The organism is Candidatus Uabimicrobium helgolandensis, assembly GCF_041508025.1.
GTDB lineage: Bacteria > Planctomycetota > Uabimicrobiia > Uabimicrobiales > Uabimicrobiaceae > Uabimicrobium > Uabimicrobium helgolandensis.
In genome coordinates, this window is record NZ_CP165719.1 from 4,475,627 (window position 1) to 4,496,307 (window position 20,681).

Sequence of the window (20,681 nt, forward strand, 5' to 3'; positions counted from 1 at the left end):
GCAATAAATACCGACATACCTAAATACGACAAAGTATTATTCTTTGTTTGACTGATATGTTATAGCGAGGAGGACTAGAGTAATTCCTAAACTTACTAGCATAGCAATGCTAGAAGAAACGCTAGGGTTTTTAACTCCCCAATAGAGGTTTAGAAATAAATGTCCACCTACTCCTATTGTCGCAGCGAGCCATACAATAAACGTTGGTATTTTTCTTTTTAGTAATACACCCATTAGAATAGGGACAAAGCTTGCTGCGGCTAATCCATAAACACCTTGTTGAGCAAATATTCCTAAGAGAAGTGGAGGCTTAATTGCAAGAGCAAATGCGACTAAACCTATAGCAATGAGCACATAACGCGAAAGAGCAAGACCAAAAGCCGACATTTCACCGTCATCTTTATTGGTTAGTGGTAAATAGATATCGTTTACTACCATTGCTGATAACGAAACTAGGATTCCATCGAGAGTTGACATCCCTGCCGCAAGTAGCGTTACTGCGATAAATGCGAGCATACATTGCCCACCAATACTACTACTATATATGTGTTTGATGTAGTCATTGACTACTCTGTCTTGACGACCAATTTCTAATCCTTCAAAACGAGCATAGAATCCAACAAATAACATTAAAGTAAATATCGAACCGACAATAAGAGTTGTTACTAAGAATCTATTGACATCTTTTTCTTCTTTGATATATAGAACTTTCGTTAATATATGAGGTTGGAACATTAGAGCAAATGAAATTAAAAAACCACTTGCAAATACAGAGAAAAAACTGTAGTAGAGTGGTGTAGTCTTACTAAACGGAACAGAATTATACATGCTCGCAAAATTGTCGCTAATATTTTGCATTTCACTAAAAAAACCATTTTGCCAGTATTCCCAGCCACTAAAAAATAGTATAATAGCAACTAAGATCATTAAAATACCTTGCAGAGAGTTTGTGTAAGCGTGGGCATATGTTCCACCCATTAGCACATAAGAAAAAGTAAACAGTAAGCCTATTGCAAGTGCCAAAGTTTCTGAGATTCCGAATAAATCGGAGGTTAGAATAGCGCAACCGGACAAAATGAGAACAATAAAAGCGATACTGAATAAATTAATTACGGCAAAAAAAAGACCAAGCATCTTACTGCCGTAACGGTGGCGAATCCAGTGTGGAATCGTTAAGCTCCCATGCTCAGCACCCAATTTACGAAATCCTTTACTTAAGGTAACAAGTGCAGTGATAATGCCTAGTGTTGCTGCTACGGCGTAATGCAGATATGCTGAAAAGCCATGATTATAAACAAAGCCTGGATTAATAACAAAAGTTGCTGTTGAAGATATTGATGCAGCCATTGTAATTCCAACAAGAATTGGGCTCATGTCTTTGTTGCCAATAGAAAAACCTTTGAGGTCTTTGGTTTTTTTCATACCAATGTAGGATAAGAAAAACGTTGATCCTACATAAAGCAGGGTGATAAAATATTTAAAAATAACAGGTATTATTTCCATAACATGTTCCTTAAATTTAAAAATTCACAGATGAGTTTTCATCATTTTATTGCAAATCAATCCATGCGCCAAGCTTAAATTTGGCAAAAACAGTAAAGCGAGTAATCTTATGAAATATGCATGTGTTAAAAGTTCAGGGGTCTATGTTCCAGAAGAAGAATTGCCAAATTCTGTTTTACAACAAAGATTCTCTGACAATCCTGATTTTGTTGAAAAAATGGCTCAAAAAAGCGGGATTTATACTAGGTGGCGTGCCCCTAAGAATTTTGCAACTTCTGATATGGCAGCAAAGGCTGGAGAGAAAGCCATTGCCGCAGCCGGTTTAAAACCAGAAGATATTAGTATTGTGATTGTGGGAACTGACTCACCAGATTATATAACGCCTTCGACAAGTGTGATTACTGCTCACAAGTTAGGAGCAAAAAATGCCGGAACGTTTGATGTAGGATGTGCTTGCTCCTCGTTTCCCAGTGCTTTTTCTATAGCAAGTGGTTTAATGGCAGCAAATACAAGCTACAAATATATTTTAGTAATAGGTGCATATTTAATGAGCCGTTTTGCTGACGAAAAAGACATAATGTCCTTTTTTTATGGAGATGGAGCTGGAGCTGTTGTTTTAGAAGCAAAAGACACTCCTGGCTTTATCGCTTCATCGTTTCTCTCAGATGGAAGTTATGCGATGGACTGGGGAATTTATGCCGGAGGTACTGTAGAGCCAGCAAGTAGTGAAGCAATCGCAGCAGGGCGTACACAAGTAAAAATGCTCAATAAATATCCACCATCTGTCAATGAAGATGGCTGGCCTAAAATTGTTAACGAACTCGCAGAGCGCGGCAATTTTGAGTTATCTGATGTGTCATTATTTATTTTTACCCAAGTACGTAAGAGAACAATCGAAAAAGTAATGCAAAAACTAGAAATTCCGTGGGAAAAAACTCACTGTGTTATGGAGAAATGGGGATACACAGGTTCAGCGTGTATTCCAATGGCTTTGCACGACGCTTTAGAAGAGAAAAAAGCCAAGACGGGAGATCTTGTAGTGCTTGTTGGTTCAGGTGTAGGTTATAATCAAGCAGGAACTGCTTTTCGTTTATAAACTGTAGGTAACCATTACTTGTAATTACTATGGACAAACTACGGTTGGAAGTAGCAAAGAAACGGAAGTATGACAAGTTTAAGTTATAAGACTTAAACTTGTTGTGTACGATTTGCATTACTTTACATCCACATACTTAAAAAAGTTATTTAGTATTTCGCTTGTAGGATAAGCAATAACATTTTTATGCCAAGCAGTCAATCTCATTCGTGAAAATCCAAAGATGCCAACGCATTCTTCTAGCAAGATTTCTGTCATGAGCTTATAGAGTTTTGTACGCTCAGGACTATTAGGCATTAGTGAAGCTTTTTCGAATAAACGATTGAATTCTGGATGATTAAAGTTAGCGGCGTTAGCTCCAGGAGAAGCATTAGGTCCATAAAACAACATCATAGTATTTTCCGCATCGGGATAATCCAGTCCCCACCCATAAGCATTCATCGAATTTTTTCTCAATTTCATTGCTTTATTTAAATCGCCAAAAGTAGAAAATTCGCGGTGTAAGATTTTATTCTTTGGGTAGCCAATATCGATTAACCAACCTTGTATCTGCTTAAAAAATCGATTACTAGTTATACTAGCCACACTCGGATAAACAAACAAAGGTAGGTTTTCTGATGTCCATCCAGCGTCCTTTAAAAGTTTTTTTGCTCCTCCAACATCGCGAGTAATCGAATCCTTAGGGAATTCGCTATAGCCCACTATTCCTGGAGGAATTACTCCTACAAATGGCTCGCCAATTCCATAATAAAAAGTATCTATGCGCTCACGCCAGTCAAAAGTTTTGCGAATTGCTTTGCGCAAGGCTTTATTCATCTTATTACGCTTCTTATCTGGGTGATAACCAAAACTAGGGTCCTCCATGTTAAACACTAAAAATACGAGCCCTGCTTCCCTATGTGGATGTAGGTGAAACTTTTTTGCATAGTGCTTTTTTAGACGCGGAGATCGTTTACTCGCTAAAGTACTGTCAAGAGCAAATTTAGGTATATCAGAGAGTTGAATACCATCTTTCTTGTTAAAACTAAGCCATCTTTGTTCTCTGCTTCCAAAATGAATCTCAACTCTATCTAGAATAGGTAAAGTTTTTCCGTAGAGTTTTTTAATGCCTGTAAATCCGTGTAAATTTTCGTCGTAGCCATCACCATAAATATCAAAAGTCTCTTTACGGTAGTTGGGATTTTTCTCTAAAACAGCTTTACTACGATTAAAAGATGTTAAGCGAAAAGGGCCAGAGCCTACAGGATGAGTACGAAGTCTTTGTTTATGTTTCATCACAGCTTCGCGAGAAACAATGCTAGAAAAGCCAGTAGCAAATGTATATATAATTTGTGGATAAGGTTTTGTTAACTTGATTTGAATCGTATACTTATCTATAGTTTTTAAGCCTTCGATTACCTCATTGTAATTAGTATATCTTTTACTTTTTGATTTGTGTGCCCATTCATCTAAACCGACGATGCGGCCTCGCCACAACCATGAACCTTGTGAAGAATTGCGAAAGTCAAAATGACGTTTAATAGAATACACAAAATCCTGAGCTATAACTTCTCTTCCGTTGCCTTGCGGATTTCGAAAGCTTTGAAAGGCAACATCGTTAGCAAAGTAAATTCCTTTTTTTATCTTAATTGTATAGGTTAAACCATCAGCGCTTATCTTTGGCATTTTCTTTGCTAAACAAGGTTTTAATTCATACGGTGTGCGCTGTAGATATTTATATTCAAATAGTCTGTCGTAAACAGCTGTTACAATACGGTTCGCATATGTTGTCGCACTTTGTAAGGGATCTAGGCTAGTAGGATAACCATCCTCAGAATGATGATACACTTTGGCGTTCAAAGTGGTGTTCTGCGCATGCAACAAGCATAAACTGCATAATAATAAAACGTATTTTTTCATGTCACTATCCATTCAGATAAAAGTATGAAATTTGTCCTGTATATGAAAACGTGATCTAGTTTACTTTTCGCAAAAATAAACAAACAATCTTTCTCATAAAAAATAAATACAATAAAATAGAAATTAACTAGGACGTGATTATTACTGAATATTCTAGGCACTTCGTGTAAAATATATGGTGTTTTTTTTGTAATTACCTTTATAAACAGGGTCAAAGTTAATTGTTTTTAGTTGGTGTCACATCTTAACTAGAGTTTGATGTTGTTTGTAGTATTGCGTGCAGAATGATGACATGCCCTAATCTAGTTAAAAAATTAAATTCTATTCTTTACTAATAATATTTATACTAAATACGTTGCAAATATCAAAAAACGTAAAAAAAAATTATTTATATTACTGTATTTCTCATTTACAGTTATTAGGAGAGCAAAATGAAAAAAAATTTTTTTATTGTTTGTTGTATAGCACTTTTCCTCGAATCTCCGTTATATGCAGGAATGCCAGCAATTAGGCTTGGCTATCTAAGTTCTTTGCGTGTTGAAGCGTTATCTTTCTTTCTATTTATTTTTCTGGTCGCAACTTGGATTTTTAAATCTTTGTGGAATAAAGTACTCATTGAAATTGTAAATCTGCCAAAAGTAACTTATAAACGAGCTCTTGGTATTATGATTTTGTGGGCCATGGTATTTAATTTAATTTTAACGATGATTTCTGGAGCAAGAGAACTGATGACTCCTGGAGCATGGGTTTCGCAAGGCGCAACTTATCGTTTAAAAAGCAGTATTTCCGATATAACACAGCGGAAAGTTCATATAGAAGCGTTGAGTACAGCTCTTGTTGAATATGCAAAAAAACATGAAAATACTTTTCCATTAAACAACTACAGTAACGCTATTTCTCAAGATTTATGGAAAATGCCAGGAAATAAAGAGCGTTATCATTATATTACTGGAGTTTTGCTAGACCAAGAAAAGAAATGGATTCTTCTTTACGAACCCGCTACTGTTGGTAGTCGTCGATATGTGATGTTTAGCGATGGTAGTATCAAGCGTTTACTTATTCGTGAGATAGAACAAATTCTTCGACAAGAATTAAGCGCACATAACAAAAAGAAAGCCGAGGAAAATGACTAAAATACACAAAAAAAAGATCCCTATATTTAAAATTATCGCAGGAATTTTTCTGTTTTTTATTGTAGACATTATCACTTTTGTAAATTTTCCTCTTTTAAATACATTGTTTTTAAAAATCACTTTTGGATGGATACCTTTTCTAAAGAATAATTTATCGCAAGCCAATGTTGATTTAGAAATTATACTACAAGCTATCATTGCAATACTTTTTTTATTAAGCGGCGGGCATTTTTTCTGTGCATGGATTTATAAATATCGCACAGGAAAAAACTGGAAAAAATCATGGACTTTTGGTGGCACTATTTCGATTATAATTTTATTTTGTGTAGGTGTTGCTAGCGCTGGTATTTTATATTTTACTGAAGAAATAGGTGAAAAAGGTGTATCCATAGGAGGATTTAGTTATCGGTATATTCCTATATATACTAATGAAAATCTTTTACAGGAATCGGATAAAGATTTAAGGCAACTGTTCTATTATTCACAAAGATCACAATTGCTCGCAAAACATTTGAAAGGTGAATTTACAGGGCTTTTAAATTACTATAGTGCGAATTTCAAATATCTTACCGTTCTTTCTGAAGATAAGTCTCTTTTCGCTGTTATTCGCTACCCGTCTTCGAACGGAGAGGTTTTATCATATCACAAAGGTGTATTTTTACGATTTTGGACACCAGGCCAACATCACTATGAAATGCGAGATTACAGAGTTCTGTCTTTAAATGAAATCATACAGAGCATTGAGAAAGGCATTGTTCCCGATGACAAAACCTAAAAAAGGCTCCTCTATAGGAGAGAAAATTGTTGTTATATTCTTGTTATTTGGAATTATGGCGATTCTTGACGGACCTATTTCTAGCTTTTTCATATATTTACTAACCGGTTGGTCGCTATACCTAGGTGACTTAGGCATTAATATAAATCTTTTTTCTTACAGGAATATTAAGATTTTGTTTTTGTTTTTAGGTACTGTTGTTGGTTTTCGTTATACGCTGCGTTGGATACACAGCCACAGAGAGACAGATAGCCATCTTTTTTATTCGTGGCGACGCTCTTTTGCTCTTGTCTGTATTATGGTTGTTATTGTTATTGCGAGTACTGCGACTATTGGAATTATTCATCAAATTGGTTGGTTATCGCGCGATGGAATTGAGATGACAAACTCTTCTAATATGATTATAAATTCTAGAGTTAGATCATTTCTTCATAACGAAGATAGAAAATCAAAAATAAATCATTTGCGGGAGATACAAAAAAAATGGACGCAGTACAATTTTGTATGGATTGACAATGAGAAATTAGAAACTGTTACTGTTATTCCTGTTCCTAGTAGCAAACACTATCCTCAAAGTTTATCTATTCGTGTTCATACAAAAATGGATACATTTAGTTACTATAAACTCACTGCAGAAGAGATTATTGATAGTTTAAAGCAACAAATTATCCCGAAGGAGGAGAATGAGTAATTGGTGTTAGACTACAATACTATTGAAAATTTCTTAAAATATCAGAAAAGTAATAATATTTTGAAAAAAATTTCAATAGCATAACTTAAGATTCTTACAAGCTTTGGAGAGTACTTAAAAGATTAGAGCAATCAAATTCATCAAGTGATACGATTGATTCAATATAAGAATCTGGTCTTACTAAAATTACCTGATTTAAATAAGGAGAGCTGATTGTCCAGTGGTTCTCCTTATTCTCGCTTGGGTAAATTCGAATAACTTTCACAAACTCAGGGATATTCAATTCTAATTCTGTGTCACCAAAAATTAATAAAGAAAACTTAGTGTAATCAAGAAGAGAATAAAGTCGCGTTTTGGTAACTCCACTATAGACTTCAAAGTCAAATAATCGAGTACCTCTCAATCCATTTTCACTGTAGCAAATTCCCATCCCTGTTATATTTCCAGCGCGCTTTTGTACAATCTTTACATAATCCTCAGCATGTGTCCCCTGCTGTGAATATTTAGTGGAACGAACAAGTTCACCTGAAGTATTAATCACACTTTGTGCAACTGATTTGCGTTCTACTTCGTAGCTGTGTAAAAGATCTTTTGTCGCTCCCCAGTTTACAGTCATATTCAATTTCCACATAAGATTGAATGCGTCGGCAAGACCTGTGTTGAGGCCTTGTCCTCCGTTTACAGAATGAATATGACATGCATCTCCTGCGAGAAAAACACGATCTTGTATAAAGAATTTTTCTGCCACAGACTCTTTTACCGAAAATTGCGAAAACCATACAATTTTTTTGAAGCTTAAGGTGTGAGGTTTCATAGCGCGATTTATTTTCTCAATGGCTTCTTCTAAGGTAAACTCTTTGGTATCCATTCTGATATAAAATCTATCGATTTCACCTTCTCTTGGGATCCACGCCACATCTGATGTTTCTGCTTGAAAAACGATAATTTCAGGTACTTTTTCAAAATCAGTGTCTATGATTCCATCAATAACCGCCCATACAATTTGTGGCCGTACAATTTCAAAAGGTATTTGTAAGTGTTGTCGAACAAAAGAGTGAGAGCCATCTGCTCCAATCACATATTTCGATTGGATTTTCTCTTTGTTTGAAAGAGTTGTCAAACATCCTTCTTTGTTCATTTCAATATTCTCAATTGTTGTTGAACGTCGTACTGCGGCTTCAATATCTTTGAGCCTATTATCTAGAAGCTTTTCAACATAGGATTGGCCAATCATAAGAAAATGTTTATGCAAGCAACCTTCAAGTGCATCCCACCACGAAGACTGACGCGAGACAAACTTTCCATCCGCCCATACAGAACTTGTATTACATATTTTTCCTAAAGGATAAATTTTATCAAATAAATCAACTAACTCGAAAAGTTGCAAAGTACGAGCATTAAGAGCGTCGGCCCTGCCGACTTTTAATGGACCATCAGATTTATCAAAAATAACAGTACGCATACCACAAAGCTGACCAAGATAAGAACACATAAGTCCTACAGGGCCTGCTCCAACTATGAGAATATCAGTTTGTATTGTCATTGGTAAGACTCTAAACCAGGATTATCAAAAGGAGGGCTACTCAAAACTTGAACGCGTCTAATATGACGAGGGGATTTTGAGGTAAATTCTTCTCTTCCATGTAAAAGTGTAAAGTTGTCTGTAACAACAACATCTCCCTCTTGCCATTCATGTGCATAGAAATTGCGTGAGTCGCAAAGAGCTTGTTTTAAACCACGATGAAAATCACCCACTTCTTCGCTATTAATGCCTGTAAATTCAAGGTCGACAGGATTAACCAAATGGCCTTGCTCTTCAAAGTGAGGTTCATTATAACGAATAACGGAAAAATCTCTTTGTGGGTGTTTAGTAATAATCGGTGACACCGTTTTGCTATTATAAAATTCCATTTTTCTTTGGTAAACGCCTGTTACTTTACCCCACAGGTCTTTTAGTTCAGGAGAAGCGTGTTCTAAAGCTAAAACAGTATTTGAGAAAGTTGTTCTTCCTCCTTGCCCTGATAATGGAGCCTTTACACAATGAAAAATTTGATATTCAGGAACTTGAGGGCGGTACATACCATCCCAATGCATAGGAACATAACTGTGATCAAAAATATGATCTTTTGGATCGTCTTGCTGAATTAATTCGAGCACTCTTCCAAATGGCCAAATACTAACTTCTCCCCATCGTTCACAATAATCAGGAAACTCCTCTGAGCCTTCAAAAGTATCAAATCCTCTTAATAAAACGAGATGCTCTTGGCGAAATAATTTGCGCAAGCTCTCTATACCCAGGTCTTTCACATTAATGTTTTTACCATTAGGTTCTACAATTACACCAAATGGTTTAAGAGAAGTGACCTTATAATTCATGCTATATTCCTTACATAGATAAGTTTTGATCTGCCTTTAGTTTGTAATGGCTAGGACGTCCATCAGAAAAATAAATTAACTCTGCACCTAAATCTTCTGCTTCAGAACGTTTAAGTAAAACAAAACCTTCGTTAGTTTCTACAGCGACCCCATGCCAAGGTGTCATCCAACTCTCGTTGCCGATTAGACGAATACCTAACTTCTTTGAACCACAAGTTTGAGGGTGGATAGACAATCTAACTGCTTCAGGGAAGTATTCTGCGATAAGCTCAGTCCACGCATTGCTTCTTCTTATAACCTCATAAGTCTTAGCACGAGCTTCTTTTTGAATCGAGGCTCGGCTTTTTGTTTGCCCTGGATGCATCGCATCTTCAAATAAAAAGCGAGTAATTCCGCAGTACATGCGGTTTGCTTCTTTTTCTTCTAAATTTCCAGAAGGTTTTGAACCATTGCGAACATTTTCTCTGAGAGAATCTAATGATTTTCCATAAACTCCCATTAATTCATCACGCATTTGTACAAAATCAAGTTCTTTGTAGTAGTCATCAAGATTGAAAGTCGATATATCTGAAAGAGCCATTTCGTTAATAAGTCTGTCTAGTTCGACTTGGTATGCAGTTACATCACTTTCTTTCATTCCAACGACATCGCTAAAAACTCTTCCATCTGAACATATAATAATTTTAATCCCAGGTAAATAATATTTTTTAATTCGTTTACAAAGATCTCCAAGGAAATCAAGTGAAAGCTCTTCTGCACGATCAGGTAAAGTTCCTAGTACTTTTTTAAGATTTGGAGACTTCCCGGGAAAAGCAGGTAAAACAAAAGTAACTGGTTTATTGTTTTTTACAGCCGAAATAATATTTGGTAAATGAGAGGAAGAACACTTTTGACACTCTGAATCGCCACATGATTCACTTGATTTTGGAACACGGCGAAAACGCATAACCTCGGCCAGTATTTTAATAGCTATTTCTCTAACAGAATCGCGATTTTGTGATTTTTTAGAATAGAGGCTTTCAGCAGAGATATTCGGAACTGTAATTAAATCTAAACTGGATTCTGTATTTTGCATTTTTCTCTCCTGAGTGAAAATTGACTCTGACTCATAATTTTATAGTAAGGTTTACAAAGACCTTACTGCCTCTGAATAGTTATTATATTTTTATTATAGATGATTCCCCTTTATAAAACAAATCAAGCGTCCCTATATTTATCATAAATAAAATTTATAAAAGGAAATGCGAAGTTTTTGAAATAAACGTATGTATTTTTTGGGAAGAGAGGCAATACTTGGAGAAGCCTGTGAATGCTCTTACTTGTCCTCTAGAGTGTAACTCTCTAGCGGTAATCGATCGCAGCACTGTTTGGTGATCGTCTTAGATTTTTTAGATTTTTATGTTTTAATAGGTATCGTGCTTGGAAACTAACGCCATTCAATTAAGAATACAAGTTATATTTTGTAAGTGTTTGCTGTGCGCTATTCGATTTTCGCGATTCGCGGTCGAATATCGGCTATCAATCCACGATTATGAACCTCAAATATCGAAAATGGACCATCGTTCTTCATAATGCAAGTTATTTTATAAACTTACGTTTTAACTTAATGGACCGATATTACTTGCCTTATCATAAATGTAAGGCAGTGATATTTTAACGACAACTTATATCGAAAGGCACTCTGTATTCCAGTGTTCTAGTCGGGTGTACTTTCGTGTACTATATTTCCCCAAGGTGAAAAGTACCAATAGTAATAGTCAAGGCTAGCGCGTTTTTTATCTTCCTTCTTGTACGCAAAAATTAATATATGATTAATGGATGTACGGCATTCCATATAACTAATATCATTGTTGCCAAGATATTCTTTTATATCAATAAACGATTTGTATTTTATCAACTTAAAACTTGTATAGAATATCGCGAAAATACCTAAAATTGTTGCGATTGTAACAATATAAAAAGTTTTGTTTTTACTCATGTTATCTTTCATTTCTCAGCTCAAGGGTAACGCCGAGTTACTGTTGAATCAAGGATAACTTTTTGGACTGAAATACTAATTTTGTAACAGTCCTAAGTCAAGTTCAAAAGCGAGTTTTGTCATTAACGATAGATACGAAATAAAGTCTTCACTCAGTAGAAATAAGAACTAGGAGAGGAAGCTCGACTACTGTTGAATTAAGAGTTGAATTCTTATTTTATTATTCTTGCTTTTGCAGAGGAAAAAACAATGATTTTTTTGTTGGTTATTAGCGATTTCAATTGGAAAAATTTTACAGGGATTTCTTTACATTGTGAAATAACTTTTTTAAACTAAAGGCTTAGGTTAAAAGTCTTTAAGTCTATCAATCTTGCAATTGCATTGCTAAATCTAGGAGCAGTAATGTCGGGTTTAAATTTTTCAAAAATGTGGAATAATTATGAAATTCTGCACGAAATTGGGCGCGGCGGAATGGGGGTTGTTTATAAGGCACAACAAAAGTCTCCGTCGCGAATGGTGGCAATCAAATTTTCACAAGCCTGTTCTCAAGTTAGTAATGAACGTTTTTTACGAGAGATGAAAATCGCAGCAAACCTCGATCATCTAAATATCCCAAAGGTTTACGATGCAGGTGTTGAACACGACTACAAATACTTAGTTATGGACTATATTTCAGGTATTCCTATAGATCACTATGTACAAAAAAATCGCTTATCTGTAAAGAAAAAAATTGCTCTATTTTACGACGTTTGCTTAGCTGTTGACTATGCTCACAGTAATAAAATCGTTCATCGAGATTTAAAACCGAACAATATTCTAGTTAATGAAGAAGGAAAACCATTTGTTATTGATTTTGGTTTAGCAAAACATATAGAAAAAGAAGAATTTGATTTGACTAAAAGTGGAGAGCTTTTAGGAACACCAAACTATATGGCTCCTGAACAAATAACTGGTAAACGTTCTGCTATCGATGAACAAGCAGATATTTATGCATTAGGTACTCTTTTTTATAAAATACTCACAGGAAGGAACATGGTAGAAGGGAATCATTTTTTTGAAATAATATGCAAAATCCAAGATTCCGACTTTATTCCTTTGTTAAAAGCAAAACCACAGTTGAATAGGAACTTGGGAATTATTTGGAAAAGGGCCACTCATTTTAAGAAATGTTATCGTTATCCAAGTATTCAGAAGTTGATTAACGATTTAGATTCTTTTTCAAAAGGAAAGAGTATAAAAAAGTATTATTTCGCGCCGCAAATTTTGTATACAGTGTTTTGTTGTACGATATTTTTGTTTATAGGGTATCATATACAACCACAGGTTTCGGATGAAATCCAGCTCAGTCAAAAGGATATAAAGCAACAGAAATTGTTTGAACAACTAATTGCCGATATAAAAAATCGTTCTACAAAAAATATTCAAATCACCACACTCACTGTCTTAACAACTGTTCAACAACTTCAAATCGCAAAAAAATTATACCAACACCAGTATTACCAGGAAGCCTTGCAAGTACTAAACAGTTTGCCCGAAACGATAGAAAAATCATATTACCAAGGATTGATTTTTTATCACCAAAACCAATATTCAAAAGCCCAGAAAAAATTAGAACGACTAGTATTATCAGACCAAAGTAATACAAAGGTCAACTACTATTTAGGCATGTGTTACTTGCAACAACAAAATTTAGAAAAAGCCTTAAAGCATCTTTTATTAGCTGAAAAAAGTTTTAGCGATATTCAACTATTGGAAACTATTGCTAAAATTTATCTTCGTTATCCTTGTCGTAATACAAAAAAAGCCGAGGAGTATTTTACTAGATGTATGAATGAAGCGCCTCTCATAGCTAAGTATTCTACTGCATTAGGTAAAATTAATCTTGAGAATAAAAAGTACTACCAAGCATTTGTATATCTAAAGCAGGCACTTCGTCTTGAAGATAAATTTGAGGCAATAACGTTAATTCATAAAATACCTTACTATGCACCAGAATTAAAAAGAATGTGTTATCACGCTCTAATCCATGAAAGCCTTATTGAAAGGCAAATAGAGTGCCCAGATTTATTTCGTGATATGTGGAAATTGATAGAAGATCGTTATCGTGATGATTCGATTGAGTGGAAAGAGGGGGTAAAAAAAATAAACTCTTCAATTGTCTCCTTTTTAATACCTATCAAAAATGATCTATCTATTGCCCAAACAGTCAAAAGAGCGTTGTTTAGTTTAAGATACAGTAAAACCTTTGATATCGATATGGCAAATTTTTTGCAAAATAGTAGTTTGTCTTTCAAAGAGAAAGCATTTTTTCTTGAAATACAGAAAGATGTCAGACAGATACGAAAACGCGAACAGCGAAGTAGGATATATTATCTATTAACACACATGTATCGCAATAATAGTTGGCAAGAAAAACGCTTTTTAAAGATAAAAGACCTAGAACTACTCGATATACTACGCGAAGAGCGCAACCCTATTTTGAAATATCTTGTGGCAAAAGGATACTTAAATACATTTGGTTTTAAACCAATGATAAGAATAGTAACAAACAATAAAGAAAAAGTTATGACACGTATTATTTGTTGTGCAGTACTACGGGAAAGTTTTTTAGCCTCTAGAATAGATATATTTCAAGAATTACCTAACATCAAAAAATACTCAGGAGAGCAATTAGAATTTTTACAAACACTAGTAGCGCGAACAATATATGTTCGTCACAATGCAAGAGTAAAAGACATTTTTTATCGTCAGAGAAAAGCAAATAAAATTGATCCCGAAGAGAAAAAATTGTTATATTACCTATTAAAGCAAAAATCTCAGAAGGTATCGATATCAGCAGCAAGTAGCTTGCACGCACTACTTGGTGATGCTGAATTTAAAAACACGCAAAAAATGAGAACAGTTATCTTTCAAGCAATGAAATCATCAGATAGTCTAATTAGTAGCTATGCTTATTACATGTTTTGGGGAAATTTAACGATAGGAAAAAATGACGAATATTTTGCTATGTATAAAAAAGCATTGCAACACACTAATCACCAGATTCGTAAGATTACTCTTTCATATGCTATGGTTTTTCGAAAAAAGATACCAGAGCTCGAACAAGAAATAAAAAATTGCCTTGTATCTCCATTACCAAGGGTGCGTTTGTCAGCAATTTTTCTCTGGAGTCTTTCCCCAGAAAGTAATATTATTTTTGATGACCCGTTGTTCAAGGAAAGAAAAGAATTTTTTAGCGATATCGAAATTAGTTATTCGATTATTTTATTTTTCTCTAAAATTTTGAGAGAAATGCGAGCGGATCAATCGAAGATTTTAAATATGATTTCCTTTTTACAACGGCTAAAAATAGAGATATATACATTACCTTCTATTTCGCAATGTATGATAGCTTATTTGCTCGCAATATCAAATAATCATCCATCCACAAAACAGCTCGAAAAAATAAAAGATCCGCAACTACTTTCTTATTTATTATTTCATTTACACCAAGGTATTTACTCAGACTCGCAACAATCAGTGTTTTTTTTAAAAACAAGAAGCTCTAAACAAAAAAAATATACTGCAAGACACTTCCTGCAACACAAAAATGAAAAAATACGTTTATCTGCTACAACGAGTTTTGTGGCATTTGCTTCCAAAGAACAAAAGCAAAAATATTATAATCAAGCAAGGTTATCTGAAAATAATTCTTTGAAAAAAGCAGTGGCCCAAGGGTTATATTTTGCTTTGCAAAATGCATGGATTAAAGGCTCAAAAAGAAGTAAAAGTTTGAATATGCTTGATTTTATCTCGCATCACTCTATAGAGTTTTTATTGAATAAGGATCTCTCCAATATAAAAAGCTTCATTAGCAGAACGAAACAACAATCGCCAGAAAAATACATTCAATACAAAAAATGGATTGAACATGCAGTCGAATTAAGTCCTTCTAATGATCAGTTGTGGTTTATACGAGCTTTTTTTTCGTCAGATGATGAGTCAATAAAGAATATAAAAAAAGCAATTTACCTAAATAAAAAATTTCGAGCTGGTCATGTCGAGGACATATATTACTTATGGCTATTTGAATCTTTGATAAAAAAAAGCCGCTATGCTGATGTAGAGATTCACCTAGCTAAAAAGAAACAAATTTCTCTTTTTTTATTAAGTGATATAGCTCAAATCTACTATAGATTGAATAATTTTCCTTTAGCTCTAAAGACATATGAAAAAAACTTTTTGACTAAATCAACAGAATATTCGCCTTTTCGACAAACATTTTCAGACCACTTGTTTATGGTCCAAATTTATATCAAACAAGGTGATATTGAGGAAGCAAAAACGTTGTTAGAATATCTTTATCAATTAGATAGACGTGACCAAGAGAAATTCAAGGATGTAACTAAAGAACACTTTTTACAAAAAGTACGGACATGGCATCCTGAAATTGATATAAATTGGTGATGTTTTGTAAAAGGAATATTCGCAACTCAATCATTTTTTTATAAAAGAGATGTAAGCTTTCCTCTTCTATAGAGGAAAGCTTGTGAAGCAAACGAGGAGATTGCAGAAAGGTGATATTTTTTTAAGTTCGTTAGAGTAGCTTTTTTCGTGTTACCAGCCTAAAACCTTAATAAGTTTTTTTTCTTTTGAAGAACTCAACATCGTGTAAAAACTAAAAGTATTCGCTTGGGATGAACCAGAATTTAGTGAAACGGTTGTTTCGACAAAGGTGATATCACTGATGCGGTTTTGGTTGCCACGAAAATATTGCACGTATATTTTGTATTTACCTTGCGTGGCTTTCTTTAAAGTGTAGCGCTCGGGACCATAACCTTGGGTTACGTCGGCTAGAAGTTTACCTCCAGAGCGTGTTTGTAGGTTCTCGTAGTAGCATTTTTCACCACTTGGCTCTACTACCCTCAAATCTACATCGGTGTCATTGGTACTCCAGGTAATTGTCACTGTAATATCGTTAGTTGATGCCGGTGTTAACTTTTGTATTTTTTGCAAACGTTGCTGGGAAAATATTTTGATTTTACTGTTGTCACTAACAGCTATTCTACGCAGTATTTGTAGGTATTCTTCCTGGGCGATAGTTTTAATTTGGCGAAAACGTTGGTCCCAATTTCCGGCGAGTAAGATTTCGTAGTATAAAGCAGCTACTTCATTTTTTCCTAAGGTCGCGTAGCTTTTTGCTAAATCTCTATAAGCTTGAGGTTCAAAAGGACGCTTGTCGCGTACTCTGCGAAAAACAGAAACAGCATGAGAAGCAATTTTTTCTTTTAGTAATAAATATCCCGCGACTCGTAAAGCTGTGCTTTCCTGTGGTTGAAGTTCTACCACTGAACTGAGCGCACGCATATACCCAGTTAAATTATCTTGGGCACTATACTTTTGGGCTTTTTTTAAATACCAAGTGTAGTTTTCTTTTGCAGGTTGTTTTCCTGGAAATGTATATGGAAGTTGTTGCAGAGAAAATGAAAAATTTGATTCATCGAGTTGTGTGAGAAGGGTATCTATTTGTTTTGACTCTATTTTTACCAATTCGTTTTCTTGCAGTGTTTTCCAAAAATGTAAAAAGCTTTGTTTTTCTGAGGAAACACTGTTACTTAATGACATTTCTGCTTGAGAAAATAGCTGTATTACGCGAGTGTTTTCTATTTTTTGACTATCTTTTTGTAGGTTGATTTCAAATTCATCGTAATCATCTTGTGATTCTAACATTAATAAAGAACATGTTTTGCCAGGGATAGAAAAATAACGTGAGTAGGCGATAATTGCTTCTTCTAAGCTTGGATCATCCAAACTCTCCATTTGTCTTACTGCTAATTCGGCAAAAGCGCGCGGTGCCAGTGAACCAGAGTTCTTTACTGGTATTTCGAAAGACAGGGTTTTTTGTATTCCTGCAACGCGCCCGGTAATATTTATCATTGGTTTATCGTTAATCACTTTGCCTGCAACAATAATTTGCTGTCCAGGATAGATATTTTTTATATTTCCAGCGATCATAACATCTTCAATTCCTATACCAGAAATCTCTTCGACAAACAATGTACTCCTGCGATGCGCTACTGCCAATTTATCAAGTTGCATACTACTTGCAAAACTACCTCCTCCAAATTCGTTTAGTAAATGGAATAACTCGAGATTTGCTGTTCCTAATCCTAAGTTATAGCAGTAAAAATGAGGAGAAAACTGTAGCACTTGGCGAAATCTTTTAACACTTTTTCGTAGAGAAACTTCACCCCAGTTGTGTTGCCCGTTACTGAGAAAAAATACATCGATGTTGGTATTTATTTGGTTAATCCAAGGAGTTGTAACGAGGCGTTGTAAAGCTTGATCAATATTTGTTGCACCTTCTAAAGCAACCATTTGTGTTTTATTTTTAAACAAAGATAGCCCACTTGAATTGTTAGGGATCCAACCTTGTTGTAACCATCCACTGCTAACATCAAAAAATAAAACGTTAAACTCTTTAATATCTTCGTTTTTTTCCAATATGTTTTCTAATAGAGAAATATACATTCCAAATTCTTTTTTTTCCTGACTTAGAGAAGTGTCCAACATGAAAACGGCTTTACCACTACGCGATGCGCGATATTCCGAGGTGAACTGTGGAGATATACTTCCATAAGTGTAGGTAATTCCTTGTTTGGGGTCTTTATTGGTAATGAAATCACTAACTAAAGAAGCGCGAAATGTTATTTGTTGATCGTTTGCCGTAGTTTTATATGAGATCCAGTGGGTATTTTGTTCTATAGAGCTTTTTATATTTAGTTGCGGATTTTCGACATAGTGTTTGTCGGCTACTAACATAAATTCACTGGCAACTTTAGCGAAAGAAAAGTTATAGGTAATAATATTATCAATGCTTGGCAATGTTTGTTCATAAGCAATAACAATGCGATAAGATTTATTAGGCAGTAGCGGGAAAACGCGTGTTGTAAAGTTATTACCTCCTGCCCATTCGACTAAGGCAGGATCGACACCGCGCCTGACGACCGCTTCGTATGCAGCAAGCGCTTTTTGCTGCGGAACAGCATGTGCGATTTTAGCGCGTCCAAAAACGCTATTTTCTTCTAAGAAATAATCAGTAACAGGTCTATTATAGACTTGAGCAGCACTAGGTAAGTCAGGAAGTTCGTGGTTTTTTTCTAAACGCTGTGGTACAACACCATCTGGGTAAAATGCGAAGTAACAAATAGAAGCGTGGTCTGGTAATTTATAACGAAAGTCTCCTTCTAGAGTTCGTTGATAGGGATTGTGAAATACATGGTCAACAACTGTTCGCGCGCGGATTCCTTCCACTGAAACAACTGCACGTACAGATTGAAGTTCCAAAAATTCATCTTGCCCTACACGTACTTGTGCAACGTTTGTCTCTTGTGGTGAGCGTATCCAGGTTTTTTCTTTGCCTTTCTTGGACTCAGATTTTTCCTGTTCAGCTATATTATCGTTAATGACTGAGGTTTCTTCGTTTTGAGAATTGCTAACAAGAAGATCACTGTCTGTTGAATCTTCCCTAGCACTAATGTCTTTCCACTGATCATGACTAGGATATGTCAGAACATTTGTAACGGGAGTATTGCTTTGCGATAGTGCTTTTTCCGTAACTCCAACTCCAGAATTACAACTTATAATACAAACATGTATAAATACCACAGCGAATATTCTAAACAACATTATATTTCTCCTTGCTTGTAAGTAATAATCTTATCAATGGTTATACTATAACAAAGAAATGTCATGCGTTTGTCATCGTTCAATCATATTACTGAAATATTTATATTTGGATGAGTTGATGCACTGGGTTAGAAAATACCAGATTGAGTTGGGTAATTGTTTTTGTCGGGTCACTTATTGCGGTGTCCGATTAAAGTGGCCTAGTGATAACTAGGCGCGTCATCATTTAGAGTAACAGATGTCGTTAAAATATCATTGTTTTATATTATGATACTGCGAATAGTGTCAGGCTCAGAAATAATAATAGGCCTAGTAATATCTATAAAATCAAAGTGTCACTTCAATGGAAGTGCGCAATAGTTCTAAAAAAACTTGTAAAGAAAAGTGATTTATTTTGCATCTTTGCCTTTGTATATCTTAGAATTATAAAAAGCGTGTACGTCTCTAACAACAACCAATGTTTAATAAGATATGATTAATATAAATGGTTATTAATAGAAGAGAAACAAATAGTCTTATACTAGATGTGTACAGATCTATGCGTGTTGCAGGTACAATTACCGCAAATCAGTACGATTACTATCGCGATGTTGATATGCCAGTGTCGCAAACTCTTATAAGACGCAGTGGTAAAAAATGGAGCGAGATACTTAGTGAGGTAAATCTTCCGCAACCGCTAGATCGTTATACTCTTGCAATGTTTAGTCGTTCACTCCATTTGCTCGAAAAAAAAATCAAAGATATTTTTGCTGTTGGCTGGCAAGAAAAAAGTTTCAAGGTATCTGGTAAAACTTTGCGTCCAGATTCCTTTTATCTCGAGAGATCTCTCATTGAAAATGGACGTTTTTTTCTACTCGATATAAAATTATGTGTATCTGCTGCTCCTATTACTATCTATAAATACTTACCACTATTTTCCGAAAATCTATCAGCGGATAGTGATCATCAAGTCACTTTTTTTGATGATTGGTTACCTGAAGCAGCCACCCAAAAACCGTTTTTACACTACGATGAAGATGGACAAGCCAATATGGCTCTAAAAAACAATGTTTTATACATTTGTTACCTGTTGGGTAAACCTAAAAAAGATATCATCCCTCTTTCAGTAATTGCCAGTCGTAAATCGAGCAAGAAAATCCCGCGCAATATGGAAGTGCGCTATATCGATTTTCTTGAGCTTTCTAAATTTTACTGCGATCTTGCTAATATCAAGTACGAGGCAGAAAAAGTTAAAGCTATAAATAAATGGGCGAAAGAAATTAAAAACTTAATCATGAAACCACCGCACAACGTTCGTTCCTTAGTAAAAGAAATGTACCAAGAAATAAAGAGCTATTGCGCTAAAGTCTAGATTCTGTTGTAGATGTGAAGAATTTTATGAACAATGATGTGAAAGACGTGTGCATCTAACTAATGTTAATTAGTTAGATACTGCGTTTAAGTCATAAACTTGGAGCGTGACTTTCGCCAATATTTGTGACCCGTTGTTCTTTGATATACTCTCTGTGTTTATTTGAACCAAAAAATTTCTCAGTATTTTTATTCAACTTTATTAGTCGCGG

General features: G+C 34.9%; 13 protein-coding genes. 6 read left to right on the forward strand and 7 right to left on the reverse strand.

Features of this window, described 5'->3' with window-relative positions:
- Positions 1-36 precede the first annotated feature (36 nt).
- Positions 37-1,503, reverse strand: coding sequence for a sodium:solute symporter family protein (locus UABHE_RS16410; RefSeq protein ID WP_372371411.1), 1,467 nt, complete (start codon positions 1,501-1,503; stop codon positions 37-39).
- Between the two features lie 109 nt (positions 1,504-1,612).
- Between UABHE_RS16410 and UABHE_RS16415 the strand changes: the two genes are divergently transcribed.
- Entirely contained in the window at positions 1,613-2,599 is a 987-nt protein-coding gene (locus tag UABHE_RS16415) for a 3-oxoacyl-ACP synthase III family protein (protein ID WP_372371412.1), read from the forward strand.
- Between the two features lie 117 nt (positions 2,600-2,716).
- On the opposite strand, the gene UABHE_RS16420 is transcribed toward UABHE_RS16415, so the two are convergent.
- Positions 2,717-4,498, reverse strand: a complete 1,782-nt coding sequence (locus UABHE_RS16420; protein WP_372371413.1) for an ABC transporter substrate-binding protein — start codon at positions 4,496-4,498, stop codon at positions 2,717-2,719.
- 431 nt (positions 4,499-4,929) lie between these two features.
- On the opposite strand from UABHE_RS16420, the gene UABHE_RS16425 reads away from it, so the two are divergent.
- The 3 genes from UABHE_RS16425 to UABHE_RS16435 are packed head-to-tail and all read left to right on the forward strand — an operon-like array spanning position 4,930 to position 7,097.
- Positions 4,930-5,631 carry a hypothetical protein gene (locus UABHE_RS16425; protein WP_372371414.1) on the forward strand — a complete coding sequence of 234 codons (702 nt, stop codon included), beginning with the start codon at positions 4,930-4,932 and terminating at the stop codon, positions 5,629-5,631.
- Positions 5,624-6,406, forward strand: a complete 783-nt coding sequence (locus UABHE_RS16430; protein ID WP_372371415.1) for a hypothetical protein — start codon at positions 5,624-5,626, stop codon at positions 6,404-6,406. Before UABHE_RS16425 ends, UABHE_RS16430 begins: the two co-directional genes overlap by 8 nt.
- On the forward strand, positions 6,393-7,097 hold the full coding sequence (locus tag UABHE_RS16435) for a hypothetical protein (protein WP_372371416.1): 705 nt from the start codon (positions 6,393-6,395) through the stop codon (positions 7,095-7,097). The genes UABHE_RS16430 and UABHE_RS16435 overlap by 14 nt, the downstream gene beginning before the upstream one ends.
- 94 nt (positions 7,098-7,191) lie before the next feature.
- Here UABHE_RS16435 and UABHE_RS16440 read toward each other — a convergent pair whose 3' ends face one another.
- The 4 genes from UABHE_RS16440 to UABHE_RS16455 form a co-directional block, all read right to left on the reverse strand.
- Complete coding sequence (locus tag UABHE_RS16440) at positions 7,192-8,640, reverse strand: FAD-binding protein (protein ID WP_372371417.1); 1,449 nt, start codon at positions 8,638-8,640, stop codon at positions 7,192-7,194.
- Positions 8,637-9,473, reverse strand: coding sequence for a TauD/TfdA dioxygenase family protein (locus UABHE_RS16445; protein WP_372371418.1), 837 nt, complete (start codon positions 9,471-9,473; stop codon positions 8,637-8,639). Before UABHE_RS16445 ends, UABHE_RS16440 begins: the two co-directional genes overlap by 4 nt.
- A 10-nt stretch (positions 9,474-9,483) precedes the next feature.
- Positions 9,484-10,419 carry an L-tyrosine/L-tryptophan isonitrile synthase family protein gene (locus UABHE_RS16450; protein ID WP_372371627.1) on the reverse strand — a complete coding sequence of 312 codons (936 nt, stop codon included), beginning with the start codon at positions 10,417-10,419 and terminating at the stop codon, positions 9,484-9,486.
- 750 nt (positions 10,420-11,169) lie between these two features.
- Positions 11,170-11,451 carry a hypothetical protein gene (locus tag UABHE_RS16455; protein WP_372371419.1) on the reverse strand — a complete coding sequence of 94 codons (282 nt, stop codon included), beginning with the start codon at positions 11,449-11,451 and terminating at the stop codon, positions 11,170-11,172.
- Between the two features lie 402 nt (positions 11,452-11,853).
- On the opposite strand from UABHE_RS16455, the gene UABHE_RS16460 reads away from it, so the two are divergent.
- The gene (locus tag UABHE_RS16460) at positions 11,854-15,897 is read left to right on the forward strand and encodes a protein kinase (protein ID WP_372371420.1); all 4,044 of its coding nucleotides are present in this window, start codon (positions 11,854-11,856) and stop codon (positions 15,895-15,897) included.
- 150 nt (positions 15,898-16,047) lie between these two features.
- Here the strand turns inward: UABHE_RS16460 and UABHE_RS16465 are convergent, their stop codons facing one another.
- Positions 16,048-19,119 (reverse strand): hypothetical protein, encoded by a 3,072-nt coding sequence (locus UABHE_RS16465; protein ID WP_372371421.1) that lies wholly within the window; start codon positions 19,117-19,119, stop codon positions 16,048-16,050.
- Positions 19,120-19,603: 484 nt separating this feature from the next.
- On the opposite strand from UABHE_RS16465, the gene UABHE_RS16470 reads away from it, so the two are divergent.
- Positions 19,604-20,470 carry a hypothetical protein gene (locus UABHE_RS16470; protein ID WP_372371422.1) on the forward strand — a complete coding sequence of 289 codons (867 nt, stop codon included), beginning with the start codon at positions 19,604-19,606 and terminating at the stop codon, positions 20,468-20,470.
- Positions 20,471-20,681 lie beyond the last annotated feature (211 nt).